The 14121-nt window shown below is 64.9% G+C and carries 16 protein-coding genes; 9 read left to right on the forward strand and 7 right to left on the reverse strand.

The features are described from left to right. Positions 1-20: 20 nt before the first annotated feature. Entirely contained in the window at positions 21-209 is a 189-nt protein-coding gene (locus CH290_RS07490; RefSeq protein WP_033188998.1) for a three-helix bundle dimerization domain-containing protein, read from the forward strand. 4 nt (positions 210-213) lie between these two features. Here the strand turns inward: CH290_RS07490 and CH290_RS07495 are convergent, their stop codons facing one another. Continuing rightward, positions 214-1017 (reverse strand): DNA-formamidopyrimidine glycosylase family protein, encoded by an 804-nt coding sequence (locus tag CH290_RS07495; protein WP_020110544.1) that lies wholly within the window; start codon positions 1015-1017, stop codon positions 214-216. Positions 1018-1026: 9 nt separating this feature from the next. Continuing rightward, on the reverse strand, positions 1027-3219 hold the full coding sequence (locus CH290_RS07500) for a putative bifunctional diguanylate cyclase/phosphodiesterase (protein WP_020110545.1): 2193 nt from the start codon (positions 3217-3219) through the stop codon (positions 1027-1029). 173 nt (positions 3220-3392) lie between these two features. Here CH290_RS07500 and CH290_RS30935 point away from each other — a divergent pair, with 173 nt between their 5' ends. From CH290_RS30935 to CH290_RS07530, 7 genes are all read left to right on the forward strand, one after another. Next, positions 3393-3515 (forward strand): hypothetical protein, encoded by a 123-nt coding sequence (locus tag CH290_RS30935; RefSeq protein ID WP_019665661.1) that lies wholly within the window; start codon positions 3393-3395, stop codon positions 3513-3515. Between the two features lie 159 nt (positions 3516-3674). Next, the gene (locus CH290_RS07505; protein WP_019665662.1) at positions 3675-4382 is read left to right on the forward strand and encodes a GAF and ANTAR domain-containing protein; all 708 of its coding nucleotides are present in this window, start codon (positions 3675-3677) and stop codon (positions 4380-4382) included. A gap of 36 nt (positions 4383-4418) precedes the next feature. Beyond that, positions 4419-5903 carry a protein adenylyltransferase SelO gene (locus CH290_RS07510; RefSeq protein WP_033188917.1) on the forward strand — a complete coding sequence of 495 codons (1485 nt, stop codon included), beginning with the start codon at positions 4419-4421 and terminating at the stop codon, positions 5901-5903. A gap of 84 nt (positions 5904-5987) precedes the next feature. Continuing rightward, entirely contained in the window at positions 5988-7274 is a 1287-nt protein-coding gene (locus CH290_RS07515) for a lipase family protein (RefSeq protein ID WP_033188918.1), read from the forward strand. A 189-nt stretch (positions 7275-7463) separates the two neighbouring features. Then, a complete protein-coding gene (locus tag CH290_RS07520) occupies positions 7464-7889 on the forward strand; it encodes a Fur family transcriptional regulator (RefSeq protein WP_033188999.1) in 426 nt (141 codons plus the stop codon). A gap of 57 nt (positions 7890-7946) precedes the next feature. Beyond that, positions 7947-10166, forward strand: coding sequence for a catalase/peroxidase HPI (gene katG, locus CH290_RS07525; RefSeq protein WP_033188919.1), 2220 nt, complete (start codon positions 7947-7949; stop codon positions 10164-10166). 104 nt (positions 10167-10270) lie between these two features. Continuing rightward, positions 10271-11332, forward strand: a complete 1062-nt coding sequence (locus CH290_RS07530) for an NAD-dependent epimerase/dehydratase family protein (RefSeq protein WP_033188920.1) — start codon at positions 10271-10273, stop codon at positions 11330-11332. 9 nt (positions 11333-11341) lie between these two features. Here the strand turns inward: CH290_RS07530 and CH290_RS07535 are convergent, their stop codons facing one another. Next, on the reverse strand, positions 11342-11776 hold the full coding sequence (locus CH290_RS07535) for an SRPBCC family protein (protein WP_019665668.1): 435 nt from the start codon (positions 11774-11776) through the stop codon (positions 11342-11344). A gap of 54 nt (positions 11777-11830) precedes the next feature. After that, positions 11831-12061 carry a hypothetical protein gene (locus tag CH290_RS07540; protein WP_019665669.1) on the reverse strand — a complete coding sequence of 77 codons (231 nt, stop codon included), beginning with the start codon at positions 12059-12061 and terminating at the stop codon, positions 11831-11833. Between the two features lie 196 nt (positions 12062-12257). Between CH290_RS07540 and CH290_RS07545 the strand changes: the two genes are divergently transcribed. Further along, complete coding sequence (locus CH290_RS07545; protein ID WP_020110549.1) at positions 12258-12632, forward strand: histone-like nucleoid-structuring protein Lsr2; 375 nt, start codon at positions 12258-12260, stop codon at positions 12630-12632. Positions 12633-12641: 9 nt separating this feature from the next. Here CH290_RS07545 and CH290_RS30175 read toward each other — a convergent pair whose 3' ends face one another. The 3 genes from CH290_RS30175 to CH290_RS07555 all read right to left on the reverse strand — a co-directional run bounded on the left by CH290_RS30175 (position 12642) and on the right by CH290_RS07555 (position 14107). Then, on the reverse strand, positions 12642-12851 hold the full coding sequence (locus CH290_RS30175; protein ID WP_170947514.1) for a hypothetical protein: 210 nt from the start codon (positions 12849-12851) through the stop codon (positions 12642-12644). Positions 12852-12926: 75 nt separating this feature from the next. After that, positions 12927-13541, reverse strand: a complete 615-nt coding sequence (locus CH290_RS07550) for a LysE family translocator (protein ID WP_033188921.1) — start codon at positions 13539-13541, stop codon at positions 12927-12929. Further along, the gene (locus CH290_RS07555) at positions 13538-14107 is read right to left on the reverse strand and encodes a class I SAM-dependent methyltransferase (protein ID WP_033188922.1); all 570 of its coding nucleotides are present in this window, start codon (positions 14105-14107) and stop codon (positions 13538-13540) included. Before CH290_RS07555 ends, CH290_RS07550 begins: the two co-directional genes overlap by 4 nt. Positions 14108-14121 lie beyond the last annotated feature (14 nt).

The following is a 14121-nucleotide window of genomic DNA, read 5'->3' on the forward strand; positions in this document are numbered from 1 at the left end:
GCACGGGCATCATCTGTGGCATGCAGCAGACCATCACCACAGAAGAACAGCGCGCCCTCGACGAGATCCGTTCGAGGCTTGCTGTCCAATTCCCCGAGGCCGATGTCGACGCGGCCGTGGCGGAGGCGCATCGGAAGTTCGACGGCGGGTCGATTCGAGATTTCGTGCCGCTGTTCGTGGAGAAGGACGCGATCGCGCGTCTGTCCTGATGCGCTAACCCGTCGGCGCCGGCTGGCACGCTGGGCACCACCAGGTTCGGCGTCGCGCGGGATCGCCGGGGACTTCGGCGGTGACGGCGATGGTGGTCCCGCATCGAAGGCAGGGCTTGCCTGCACGGCCGGCGACCCAGTGCTGCCGTCCTTTTCGGCGGTCACCCGTGGTGACCTGGTGAGCTCCGTCGACTGTGGCGGAATGCGTCATCGCCCGGTGCAGCAACGCGACGAGCGCGGGTGCATCCACCGAATCGGCCGGTCGCTGCGGGTGCAGGCCACGCAGGAAGCAGAGTTCGTTGGCCCACAGGTTTCCGGGCCCGGCGACGACGCGTTGATCGAGCAATGCCGAGATGATGGGCACGCTGCCTTGCGCCCTGACGTTCGATGCGGCCAGCGCGGCATCGAAATCGTCGTGCAGTGGATCGGGCCCGAGGTGCGCGAGAAGTCGGTTCATGTCGGGGCGGGAGCCGTAGTCGACGACGGGGAGCGTCAGACCGTAGGCGGTGGGTCCGTCCGTGCAGGACAGCTGAACTCGGACATCGGGGTTCAACCGCGTGGGCAGTCGGCGGCCGGGACGCGTGACGGTCCAGGAACCGGTCATCTTCAGATGGGTGTGCAGCGTGGCCCCGTCGTCGAAGTCGGTGAACAGATGTTTACCATGGGTGCGGTGCCCGGTGATCACCCGCCCGGCGAGATCGACGGTCGCGTGCGCCGGGACGTTCAACCTGCCGAGGCGCAGTGTCTGCCCGTCCAGCGCCGCTCTCAGGCGTCGAGCGAGGCGGTAGACGGAGTCACCTTCGGGCACGCGGCGTTCTCACGCTTGTCGCAGTAGCGCGGTCGTGCGTTCCGCATCGACGGGGCGGCCCAGGTGGAATCCTTGTGCCAGATGGCATCCGGCGGCTGCGAGTGCGTCGTACTGCGCCTGGTTCTCGACTCCTTCGCCGACGACGGTGACGTCGAATGCGATGGCGAGCATGACGATCGCGGAGACGACTGCTTCGGCACGTTCCCCGGGCAGTTCGGCAATGTAGGACCTGTCGATCTTGAGGCACTCGAACGTCGGGTAGCGGTCGAGGTAGGCGATGGAACCGTAGCCTTTGCCGAGGTCGTCGAGCAGCAGTGCGACGCCCATCGCGCCGAGGGCTGCGAGGGTCGCGGAGACGCGGGCGGTGTCGGAGACCCATACGGTTTCGGTGATTTCGAGGCCGAGGGCCTCCGGCGGTAGCCCGGTCTCGCGTAGGACGGCGGCGACGTCGTCGGGAAAAGCGCTGTTGCGCAGTTGAAGAGCGCTGACGTTGACGCGGATGGTGATGTCGGAGAACGTTCTCCACTGCACTGCCTGCGCGCAGGCAGTGCGGAGCGCCCACGAGCCGAGGGCTGTGGCCAGGCCGGTTCTTTCCGCCACGGCGACGAACTCGGTCGGTTCGATCGGCCCTCGCTCCGGATGGTTCCAGCGTGCCAGTGCCTCGACTGCGACGATCTTGCCGGTCGAGATCTGTATCAGCGGTTGATAATGCAGCCTGAGATCCCCTGCGGCCAGTGCATTTCGAAGGTCGATGGACAACGAGCGGACGCGGTCCGCGTCGTACAGGTCGTCTCGGTCGAAGAGCGCGTACCCGCCGTCGCCGCTGTCCTTGGCGCGGTACATCGCCAGGTCGGCTCGGTGAATGAGATCGCGCCGGGACATCGACGGTTCCGACAGGGCGATGCCGATGCTGACGCTCATCGGGATCGGGCCGTCGCCCGGACGCAGCGGTGCGCTCAGCTTCGAAATGATGTGACGAGCATAGTCTTCTGCCTGGTCGGGTCCGTCGATGTTCTGGTACATGATGAGGAACTCGTCGCCGCCGAGCCGGGCCACGGTGCCGCGTTCTCCGACGGCGTCGGTGAGGCGCTCGCTGAACCGGACGAGTGCACGGTCGCCGCTCTCGTGTCCGAGGCTGTCGTTGATGATCTTGAAATCGTCGATGTCGAGCAGCAGGAGCGCAACGTGACTGCGTTCCGAATGGTTGCGCATGAGCGCGTCGTCGATGAACTCGTACGCCAGCGTCCGGTTGGGGAGCGACGTCAAAGCGTCGTGCATGCTCTTGAGCCACAGCTGTCGATCCAGCTCCACTCGTTTGAGTGCCGATGTCACGACGCTGGCGACGGCGGCGAGGAAGCTCATCTCGTCGGCGCTGTACATGCGCGGCTCGTACCCGTACACGGCCAGTGCTCCCCAGTGTTCGGACGAGGCGAAGGGCACCGGCACCGCTGCCCCGCTACGCATCTGGAGGCTTTCCATGGTCGAGGTGTCGAAGCGATCCTCGGTGGTGATGTCCGGGCAGATCACCGGGATGTTGTGCTGCAGTGCGTAACCGGCCATGGAGTGATTGCCGGCCGGAATGGACGCGCGAGTGGACAGGGTTCTGCTGGCAGCGAGAACGTTGAGGGTGCTGTCGCCGGTGTGCGCCTGGTGGACGACCGCTGCGGATTCGACGCCGAGAAGCGTCGCGGCGGCCAGCGCTGCGGCCGACATCAACTGTGCGAGGTCCGCATGTACGGCAAGGCGGCTGAGTTCGGCGAGCGCCTGCTGCTCGGCGGCATGCTGCCGGGCAGTCGCGGCCACGGCCTGAAGTTCCTCGTCGCGGTGATGCCCGGCCGTTCGGTCGCGGATGATCGTCGCGATTTTTCCGGGCACACCGTCGTGGTTCTCGAGGACGAAAGCCGACACGGCGACGGGGATCGCCACGTCCGTGCGGTGGTGGCGAAGTTCGCTCAGCCCTCGCCAGTGACCGTGATTTCTCAGGCTCGCCTCGACCTCGTCGGCCACCAGGAGGCCGCGAACGGTGAAGAACATGTCCGTGGTGAGGACCTCGTCGTCCGTCAGGGAATCGAGGCCCACGAGTGCGCGTCCGGCTGGATTGACGTACAGCACCGCACCCGAGAATTCGGACAATGCGATCAAATCGGGCGACAGGTCCAGTATCGCCTGCAGTACGGCCAGGTCATCGGTCGGATCCGGCATAGCCGTCCTTTCAGGCCAACTGACAGTCGACAACACATCGTATGGCCTGGCCCAGCCGAAAGTACTGGATCCGTTAGAGCGCACAAGAGCCGTCGGATACCCCGCGACGGCGGAACCGAATCACTTGGCCTCTTCCGCCGACAAACCTTTTGGTTTCCCTGCACACTGACGAAATGTGGTGGTGGATTCTGGGCATCCTGGCGCTGTGGATCGTGATAGCGCTCATCTTCGCTCTGCGCATCAGCCGTGGGCTGGGATCGATCGGCAACTGGGACGACGAGGACGAGGATCTCTAGAGCGCCGGATACACTATGCGTCGTCGATTGCAGTTCGCGGTCGACCCGGAGGGTCATCCGTCGAGCAGCGGCGTTGTCACCCGGAGCAGGTGCACGCCATGGTTCCGCGCTGCTACCTGCATCAACGTTGATTGCATGCAGCTCGGACTGAGGTGAACGATGGCAGAACCCACCGCGCGAGCGTCGGACAATTCGCCGACGTTGTTGGGACTCGCGGACTTCGCGCGTGACCTGCGCAAGGGCAACCGCACGGTCGAGGAAACCGTTCAGCAGATCCTGGCGCTGTCGATCGAACTGATCGGCAATGTCCACCACGGATGCGTGACCACCCTGGAAAAGGGGAAACGCACCGTGGTCGCGTCGACGGATTCCGTCGCCGAGGAGATGTGCCGGCTGCAATACGAGCTGGACGAGGGGCCCATCGACAACGAACTCCAGCACCTCGACACTGTGGTGTCCGGGGAGCTCGACGGCGAGCAGAGGTGGCCACAGTTCGCGAAGATCGCGGTGGCCGAAGGGGTGCGATCCCTGGCTGCGTTCCGGCTGTACTCCGGTGACGGCGACCTCGGCGCACTGGTGTTCTACAGCAAGAGCACCGATGCGTTCGACGAGGACGATCTGATCGTCGGGGAAGCCGTCGCGACGCACGCAGCATTGGCTCTCCTCGCCGCGCGCGAACGGGATCAACTGAAGTCGGCGCTCGCGCGGCGGGACATCATCGGCCAGGCCAAGGGCATGCTGATGGAGCGGTACTCGATCGACGCACTCCGTGCCTTCGACCTGCTGGTCAAGCTGTCCCAAGAACGTAACCAGCGACTCCACGACGTCGCCGCAGAACTCGTCGCCGTCGAATCGGTGTCGCAGTAGTCCGAGGTCGACAATGCTCGAGGTTACTGTCGAAGTATGACCTTCGAGAGCACCTACGCCGATCGATTGGATGCGCTCGTGCTGCCGTGGCAGGGAGCCGAGGCGCCGAGTCCGCAGTTACTGGTGTTCAACGACGCCCTCGCCGGCGAGCTGAGAATTCCCGACGTCGGCGTCGACGTTCTGTCCGGCGCCACTGCTCCGGCCGGGTCCAACCCGGTGGCCATGGTCTACGCGGGTCACCAATTCGGTGGGTACGCACCGCTTCTCGGCGACGGTCGCGCACTGCTGCTCGGAGAAGTGCTCGTCGGCGACGGGCGGGTGGACGTTCATCTCAAAGGATCCGGCCCGACGCCGTTCTCCCGCGGAGGCGACGGATTCGCCGTCGTCGGCCCGATGCTGCGTGAGTACCTGATCAGCGAGGCCATGCACGCGTTGGCGATTCCCACGACGCGTTCGCTGGCCGTGACGGCCACCGGGCGGGATGTGTACCGAAACGGGCCGGAGCCGGGTGCGGTGCTGACGCGCATCGCGGCCAGCCACATTCGGGTGGGAACGTTCGAGTTCGCCGTTCGTCGCGACGGCCTCGTTCAACCGTTGGCGGACTACGCGATCGAGCGTCACTACCCGGCCGCGACGGGCGATTACCTGGCGTTCTTCGAGGCTGTGGTCGACGCGCAGGCATCGTTGGTGGCGAAGTGGATGCTCGCTGGGTTCGTGCACGGCGTCATGAACACCGACAACACCACCATCTCCGGCCAGACCATCGACTACGGGCCGTGCGCGTTCATCGACGGGTACGACCCGGCCGCCGTCTTCAGCTCCATCGATCAGGGCGGGCGGTACGCGTTCGGCAACCAGCCCGCGGTTCTGAAATGGAATCTCGCGCGATTCGGCGAAACCCTGCTGCGGCTGATCAGTGACGTTCCCGACGACGCCATCGCCCAGGTCACCGCGGTGCTGGAAAGCTTCGACACGCGGTACGACGGTTACTTCACGGCTGGAATGACGTCGAAACTCGGCCTGGCCTCGCCGGACAGAAGTCTGATCGACGACTTCCTGGCGGTCCTGCAGGCCGAGGGTGCGGACTGGACAGGGACGTTCCGAACGCTGGCGGACTCTTTGAGGGCAGGAGTGGAGCCGGCAGGAACGACCGTGGGGGCAGGAGTGGAGCCGGCAGGAACGACCGTGGGGGCAGGAGTGGAGCCGGCAGGAACGACCGTGGGGGCAGGGCCAGTTGTTCCCTCGTGGCGGGCGGGGTGGGAGTCGCGGTGGCGTTCGGCGCTGGTCGGCGATCCCGCGGCCGTGGCCGATGCGATGGATCGTGTGAACCCGGTGTACATCCCGCGAAACCATCTGGTCGACGCGGCCCTCGTGGCTGCGACGGGCGGGGACATGAGCCAGTTCTCGACGCTTCTCGATGTCGTCACTCACCCGTTCGAGGTTCGTCCCGAGTGGGCGGAGTTCGCGGGACCGGCGCCTGCGGTCTTCGCGAGTGGGTTCCAGACGTTCTGCGGAACTTGACACTCGTCGCCGCTTCTGTCTAGGTTTAGCCCACCTCGCGTGTGATCCAAGCCACCCGCGACTGGGTCATCCTTGGGGGATACGGTGAATCTGCGCGTCGTCACGGTCGTACTGTCTCTAGCTGCCGCGGTGCTGATTCCGGTGGCGACCGCGTCGGCCGATCCGGGATCGGACTTCTATTCTCCACCCGCAGAATTCGATTCGACGCCGGGCTCGCTCGTCCGGACCGAGCCGCTCCCCCTCCTCGCGTCGTTCCCCGGCGCGGACGGCACGTGGCCCGGCAAGGCTCAACGCGTCATGTATTCCTCACGGCTGCAAGATGATTCGCCGGTCGCCGTCACCGGAACATACATCGAGGCAAGTCAACCCTGGCGCGGCACCGGGGAGCGCCCCACGATCGTCGTGGCGCCCGGGACCGTCGGGCAGGGGGATCAGTGTGCACCGTCGAAGGCGTTCCAGACGGGACTGAACGCCACACTCGATCCGGTCTCGTTCTCGGCCAACCAGGAACAGCTCGCCGCGTCCGTCTGGATCGCCCGCGGTGCGCGGGTGTTCGTCACCGACTACGTCGGTCTCGGCACGCCCGGTGTGCACACGTACGTCAACCGCATCGAAGAAGCACATGCGGTGCTCGACGCAGCCCGCGTCGCGAACGTCCTGAGTGGTACCGGCTCGTCGACTCCGCTTGCGCTGTGGGGATATTCGCAAGGCGGTGGCGCCGTCGCCGCGGCCGCGGAGATGCAGCCGTCGTATGCACCGGAGCTGAACGTCAAGGGCACCTGGGCGGGTGCGCCTCCGGCGGACCTGCTGGCGACCCTCGGGCAGGTCGACGGAACACTCATCGGCGGTGTCATCGGATTCGCGGTCAACGGATTCGTCGCACGCAGGCCCGAACTGCTGGAACCCTTCAATGCGCGGCTCACCCCCGAAGGCAAAGCCGTCATGGCCGAGCTGAGCAACGCCTGCATCGGCGACGTCATCCTCCGCCACCCCTTCCTGCGGACCGAGACGTTCACCGCCGACCACCAGCCCCTGCTGGCCAACCTGCGCACGATTCCGGAAGCAGCGCCGATCTTCGACGAACAGCGCATCGGCACCCTGACGCCGACCACCCCCGTGCTGGTCACCAGCGGACGCAACGACGACACCGTCCCCTACGAGCAGGCCAGACAGCTCGCCGTCGACTGGTGCGACAACGGTGCCACCGTCGACTTCGTCAGCAACGACCTGCCGCCGATCCTCCCCGGCGCCGTCCTGCCGAACCACTTCGGCCCGGACCTCATCGACGGCTACGGCACCGGACTGGCACTGAACTACATCACCGACCGGCTCAACGACGTACCCCTTGCCAGCGGTTGCCGCCTGGGCTGACAGCGTCACCCCCTCGCAGGACCGACGCGTGGGACCGAACGCGTGGGACCGAACGCGTGGGACCGAACGTGACGTTCGGTCACTTCAAGTGACCGAACGCCACGTTCGGTACGGAAACCGCGCGATGAAATTTTGACTAATTCCAGAAAACACGAGATTTTTGGGTTGGATCTGGTTATCGTCGGTGTCATGACGACGGACCTGACCAATGCGGATCGGCTACGTGCAGCCGGTCTACGGGTCACGCAGCCCCGCACTGTCGTCATGGACGTTGTGCACAGTCATCCGCATGTCGACACGGATACCGTGTTCACGCTGGCTCGTACAGTTTTGCCTGCGGTGTCCCGTCAGGCCATCTACGACGTTCTCGATGCGGTGACGGCTGTCGGCCTCATGCGTCGCATTCAACCGGCGGGTCATGTGGCCCGGTACGAGATGCGCGTCGGCGACAATCATCACCATGTCGTGTGTCGCAGTTGTGGTCTCATCGCCGATGCGGATTGTGCGCTCGGTGAGGCTCCGTGCCTGACGCCGTCCCACAGTCATGGTTTCGTCGTCGACGAGGCCGAGGTCACGTTCTGGGGCTTCTGTCCCGATTGCGCGACCAGATCTTGATCATCGCCAGGCGTTGATCACAGCCCGAAAAATGTAGCCCACCGGAAAGGACCACGCGTGACCTCCGACGCCCGCCCACCCCACTCCGACACGAAGACCGACAGCACCAGTGAGAGCGAAAACCCGGTTATCGAGTCGCCGAAGCCCAAGAGCGGGGCTCCGCTGACCAACAAGGACTGGTGGCCCAACCAGATCGACCTGTCGATCCTGCATGCGCATACGTCCAAGTCGACGCCGTTGGGTGAAAAGTTCGATTACAAGGCAGAATTCGCGAAGCTGGACGTCGACGAGTTGAAGGCCGACGTCACGGCTGTGCTCACCGATTCGAAGGATTGGTGGCCTGCGGATTACGGCAACTACGGTGGTCTGTTCATTCGCTTGAGCTGGCACGCGGCCGGTACGTACCGCGTGTTCGACGGCCGAGGTGGTGGCGGTCAGGGCGCGCAGCGTTTCGCACCGCTCAACAGCTGGCCGGACAATGCCAACCTGGACAAGGCTCGCCGCTTGCTGTGGCCGGTCAAGCAGAAGCACGGAAACAAGATCTCGTGGGCCGACCTGCTGGTGTTCGCCGGCAACGTCGCACTGGATGCCATGGGATTCAAGACGTTCGGCTTTGCGTTCGGCCGTGAGGACATCTGGGAGCCCGAGGAAGTTTTCTACGGTCCCGAGGACAGCTGGCTGGGTACCGACAAGCGGTACACCGGTGAGCGTGAGCTCGCGAAGCCGCTCGGCGCGACCACGATGGGTCTGATCTACGTCAATCCCGAAGGGCCCGAGGGCGAGCCGGATCCGGTGAAGGCCGCGCACGACATCCGCGAGACGTTCGGTCGCATGGCCATGAACGACGAGGAGACGGCTGCGCTGATCGTCGGTGGTCACAGCTTCGGCAAGACGCACGGCGCTCGTCCCGCGGACAAGATCGGACCGGAGCCCGAGGGCGCACCGATCGAGCAGCAGGGTCTCGGCTGGAAGAACGGCCACGGCACCGGCAAGGGCGAGGATCAGGTCACCAGTGGTCTGGAGGTCGTGTGGACCAAGACGCCGACCAAGTGGGGCAACGGTTACCTCGAGAACCTGTACGGCTACGAGTGGGAACTGCAGAAGAGCCCTGCGGGCGCATGGCAGTTCGTGGCCAAGGACGGCGCGGGCGCCGGTGAGATCCCCGACCCCTTCGGTGGTCCCGGACGCGCACCGACCATGCTCGTCACCGACATCTCGCTGCGTGAGGATCCGATCTACGCCGAGATCACCCGTCGCTGGCTGGATCACCCGGAGGAGCTGTCCGACGCCTTCGCGAAGGCCTGGTACAAGCTTCTGCACCGCGACCTCGGCCCCATCTCCCGCTACCTCGGTCCGTGGGTTCCCGAGGAGCAGCTGTGGCAGGATCCGGTTCCGGCGGCGACGTCCGAGCCGATCGACGACGCCGACATCGCCTCGCTCAAGTCGAAGATCCTCGACTCGGGACTGACGGTGCAGCAGCTCGTGTCGGTTGCATGGTCGTCGGCAAGCACGTTCCGCCACACGGACTTCCGTGGCGGCGCCAACGGCGCACGTGTTCGGCTCGAACCGCAGAAGAGCTGGGAGGCATCCGAGCCTGCCGTGCTCGCCGAGGTGCTGCCGAAGCTCGAGCAGATCCAGCACGATTTCAACGGTGCTGACGGACATCAGGTTTCGCTCGCGGACCTGATCGTTCTCGCCGGATCCGCCGCGATCGAGAAGGCTGCCAAGGACGCCGGGCACGAGGTGACGGTTCCGTTCACTCCGGGTCGCACCGACGCCTCGCAGGAGCAGACGGACGTCGAGTCCTTCGGATACCTCGAGCCCCGCGCCGACGGTTTCCGCAACTTCTACAAGAGCGACGAGGAGACGCCGGAGGAAGTTCTGTGGCTCGATCGCGCGTACCTGCTGAACCTGACCGCGCCCGAGGCGACGGTTCTGGTCGGCGGCCTGCGTGCACTGGGCGCGAACCACGGTGGCAGCAAGCACGGCGTGTTCACGGACCGTCCGGGTGCGCTGACCAACGACTTCTTCGTCAACCTGCTGGATTCGGACACCGAGTGGAGCAAGGCGGACGACGGGTCCTACGTCGGGAAGACGCGCAAGACCGGTGAGCAGAGGTGGACGGCCAGTGCCATCGATCTGAACTTCGGATCGCACTCGCAGCTGCGCGCGATCTCCGAGGTATACGCCCAGGCGGACAACGGTAAGAAGTTCGTCGACGATTTCGTTGCGGCCTGGGTCAAGGTCGCGGACAACGATCGGTTCGACGTCCGCTAGTCCACGTCCGTGAGTGGAGATACGTCGATGTGTCTCCACTCACGGCGTTTGGGTTCTTCCAGTCCGGGGATTCCACGCTGTGTGAACGCAATACGAGGACCGCTGTGCGCATCGCGGTGACCGGGGCGAGCGGGAACGTGGGCACCGCTGTTCTGCGGGCTCTCCGCGCTGCGTACCCGGATGCGCAGGTCGTCGGCTTGTCGCGACGGCGACCGCCTCAGGAACCGCCCTTCGACGGCGTCACCTGGGTTCAGGTCGATCTTGCATCCGACGACTCCGCGAAAACCCTGCTCGACGCTTTCAGTGGGGTCGACGCGGTGGTTCATCTCGCCATTGCATTCCAGCCCATGCGGGACCGTCGGTATCTTCGGCGAGTCAACGTCGACGGCACCGAGCGCGTGGCGCGGGCCTGTGAGGCTGCAGGCGTCGGACATTTGGTTCATCTGTCGTCCGGCGGTATCTATGCGCCCGGCGCCTACGGCGTCGAGGTCGACGAATCCTGGCCAAGGACAGGGGTCGAGGCGTCGACGTACAGCATGGACAAGGCCGCTGCCGAGGATGTTCTGGACGGTCTGTCCACTCGAATGCGTGTTGCTCGTCTTCGTCCCGGGCTGATCAGTCAGTATTCGTTCGGAAGTGCGTTGTTGCGTTACGCGCTCCCGGATCTCGTACCGTCCTCGATCGTGGACGTCGTTCCGTTCCTACCCATCGACCGATCCTTCGTCGTTCCCGCTGTGCACAGCGACGACGTCGCCGACGCGGTGGTCAGGGTTCTGCAGCGTCGCGCGTCGGGACCGTTCAATCTTGCTGCGCCGACACCGGTTCGGGCCGATACGGTCGCGGATGCGTTCGGTGTTCGAATAGTTCCGACCCCGAAGAGGGTGCTGTCGACCGCCGTTCGAGTGGGTTTCACGGCGCATGTGCTGCCGATCCATCACGGGTGGGTGGAACTGGCTTTCGAGACACCGCTGTTGAACGCGGCGCGGGCTCGCAACGAATTAGGATGGCAGGCAAGCAAAGACGGCCCGGCGGTCCTGCGGGAGACGGTGCGTGGAATGCAGGACCGAGCGTTCGGAGACAGTCCGCCGATGCGTAAGAGAACCATTTCGGACACGGCACGGTCGTTCGTCCGGCGCGGATTCGTGTCGCGAGGCCGGCCGTCCTAGCCGACTCCCTCAGTTGCTTCTTTTCTCCGCAAGCAGGGCAAGGCGTCGTAATGCTTCGGAATTGCGCGGGTGCACCAACAGGTGCTGAACCGAATCAGGGACGATGCTTGCAGGCATCGTCGCGGCGTGCTCGATCATTTCGATTCTGCAGCCCGACGCCTGAGGATGAAGACGCAGCGTGATGTGGGCTTTTCCGAAGGGGAGTGCGCGGGCTTCGAGCTGTAATTCGCGTCCCTCGTGCATTCCGACAGACCGGGTCTCGTCGCTCAACACCGCCGGCCACACCCCGACGGAGTGGTGAATTCTCGATCCCTCGGCGGGCCATTTCTCGTCCACGGCGCGGATGCGGCTGGCTCCGACAACCCACGTGGCGTAGTTCCACCCGTCGGCGAGCACTTCCCACACGTCGTCGCAGCTGGCTGTGGTCTCACGTGAGGTGGGCATGCGGAACTTCCTTCGCTGGATAGATAGGGCCGTACTACCCACCGGGGATCCGTTTCACACTTCGTCGGGCACACGCCGTCGTAGCAGGCGTGAGGCAACGACGAGCGCCCCGACCATGGCGGTGACCAGGACCCCGTCGGACACGTCGAGAGCGAGTGCGATGGCGGTGAACAGCGTCGTCGCGCCGACGATGTCGAGCACGATCTTCGTCGGGAGTGCGTCGAGGAGAATCGACTCCTCGGGTTCAGTGCTGTTTTCGGCGTGCGCGGTGTGGTCGAGCGTCATCGGTGAAGGTCCCTTCTTGTCCGCGACACTTGTTCCCCATTTTCATCGGAATCAATCCTTCGCATTTCACGCGTCGGCGTACCGAACGGTCTCCACTGCGGTCATCTCGAATAACGATTCTCAACCCGATTCTGCTTTTCCATTCGCTATTGGATAGCCTTGAAGACAAATCCCTCGATACGAAAGGCCTCGCACCGTGGCGAAGCAGGTTATCTACGAATTGATCGATGACATCGATGGCACGTCGATCGACGAGGGCCAAGGGGAATCCATCGAATTCTCGCTCGACGGTGTCGACTACGTGATCGACCTGAAGAACAAGAACGCCAACGAGTTTCGCAAGAAGGTCGAATTCTACGTCGACTACGCCACTCGTGTCGGTGGGCGTAAGCGCAAGGCCGCACCGGCCGGTGCGGCACAGAGCGCGCCCGCTGTGTCCGCCCCGACCACCAAGCGTGATCCGGCACAGACTCGTGCGATCCGGCAGTGGGCCGCGGACAGCGGTTACGAAATCAACGACCGCGGCCGGATTCCAGCGGAAATCGTCGAGGCGTACGAAGCCGCCAACTGACAGCTGTTTTCATGTTCCCGTGACGTGAATCGGGTCGTGCACCGCCACTGTCATTGCCCGGTCGATTCCTGTTTCGGGGTAGGAGACAGTGAATTCGAGATCGATCGTCGGCAGCGGGCTGAGAAAGTAGCGGGTACGTGCGTTGTGGGTTCTCCCGCGGTGCAGCCACGGTGTTCGGCGGTCGTCGTCGGGGACGAAGGCGTAGTTGATGCGCCTCACACACCTGGGTCGTTGGGGGGCGAGGTCCTCGACGAAGTTCATGAAACCCCGGTGCTCACAGGACCCACAGCGCAGTCATGGGCGGGAGGTGAAGGCGAGCGCCCCGCCCAGGCCGCAGAGCGCAATGCCCGCGGTGCCGTCGATGGCCATCCGGGCGCGCCTGCGTCGGAGAAGGCCCTGCAGGTGCACGGTGATGACGACGAACAGCAGCCACCACAGTGCACCGAGGGCAATGTCCAACACTCCGAGCACGACGATCTGCAGGGTCACGCCCGCGGCCGGGTCGATGAACTGGGGCAGTACGGCAACGAAGAACAGGGCGGCTTTCGGGTTGAGGACGTTGGCGAGGAATGCCTGAGCCCAGATCCGCCCGGATCGGTCGGTGGTGTCCGGCGCGGGTCTGCCGCGTACGGCGTCGCGCAGGGATTGGACACCGAGGTACACGAGATACGCGGCCCCGAGGAGCTTGACGACGGTGAACGCCTGGGCGCTCGCGAGCAGTACCGCGGACAGCCCGAGCGCCGCCACGGTCAGGTGGACCATCAGCCCGCTCTGGACGCCCAACGCGGCGCGCAGACCGTCGGCTCGTGATCGCGACGAGTGTCTGAGCACCACGAACCAGTCGGGCCCTGGAATGACGTACGCCAGCGCCGCGGCGATCGCGAAACCCCACAACATGTGTGTGTTCACGTCTTCACCGTAGCGACGATCGCCCCGTGTGGTCGACAGCCGACGCCCGTTCGGGTGTGCGTTTCGACGACATCGAACGCTCCCAGCCGGTCCGTCAGCGCAGGTACGGGCCACCGATAGGCCGTCGTGACCGCGTGATCGAACGGGCCCAGTTCGGGCGCTTCGAAGAACCCGATCAGCAGGCTTCCACCTGGTCCCAGTACCCGGGCGAACTCCTGGAGCGGCGCGGAGATCTCGTCCGGTGTGTGGTGGATGAGGGAGTACCAGGCCAGGATCCCGCCGACGGGCCCCTGCAGTTTCTCGGCGACCCCGACGTCGAACTTTCGCCCTGGATATCTGCGAGACGCATGTTCGACGAATTCGGGTGTCGGATCGATCCCCCGAACATCGTGGCCGAGGGACGCGAGATGGTCCGTCCAGTGGCCAGGGCCGCAGCCGACGTCGACGATGGGTCCCGACACCGACGTCGCCCACTCGATGACCAACTGCCGATCCGACGGGTGCACCGCGCCCATCGAGTCCAGCAGGCGTACGTATTCGGCGACACGATCGGAGTAGGCGGTCACCGAGCAACGGTAGC

This window comes from Rhodococcus sp. 06-156-4 (assembly GCF_002259345.1).
Taxonomy (GTDB): Bacteria; Actinomycetota; Actinomycetes; order Mycobacteriales; family Mycobacteriaceae; genus Rhodococcoides; species Rhodococcoides fascians_E.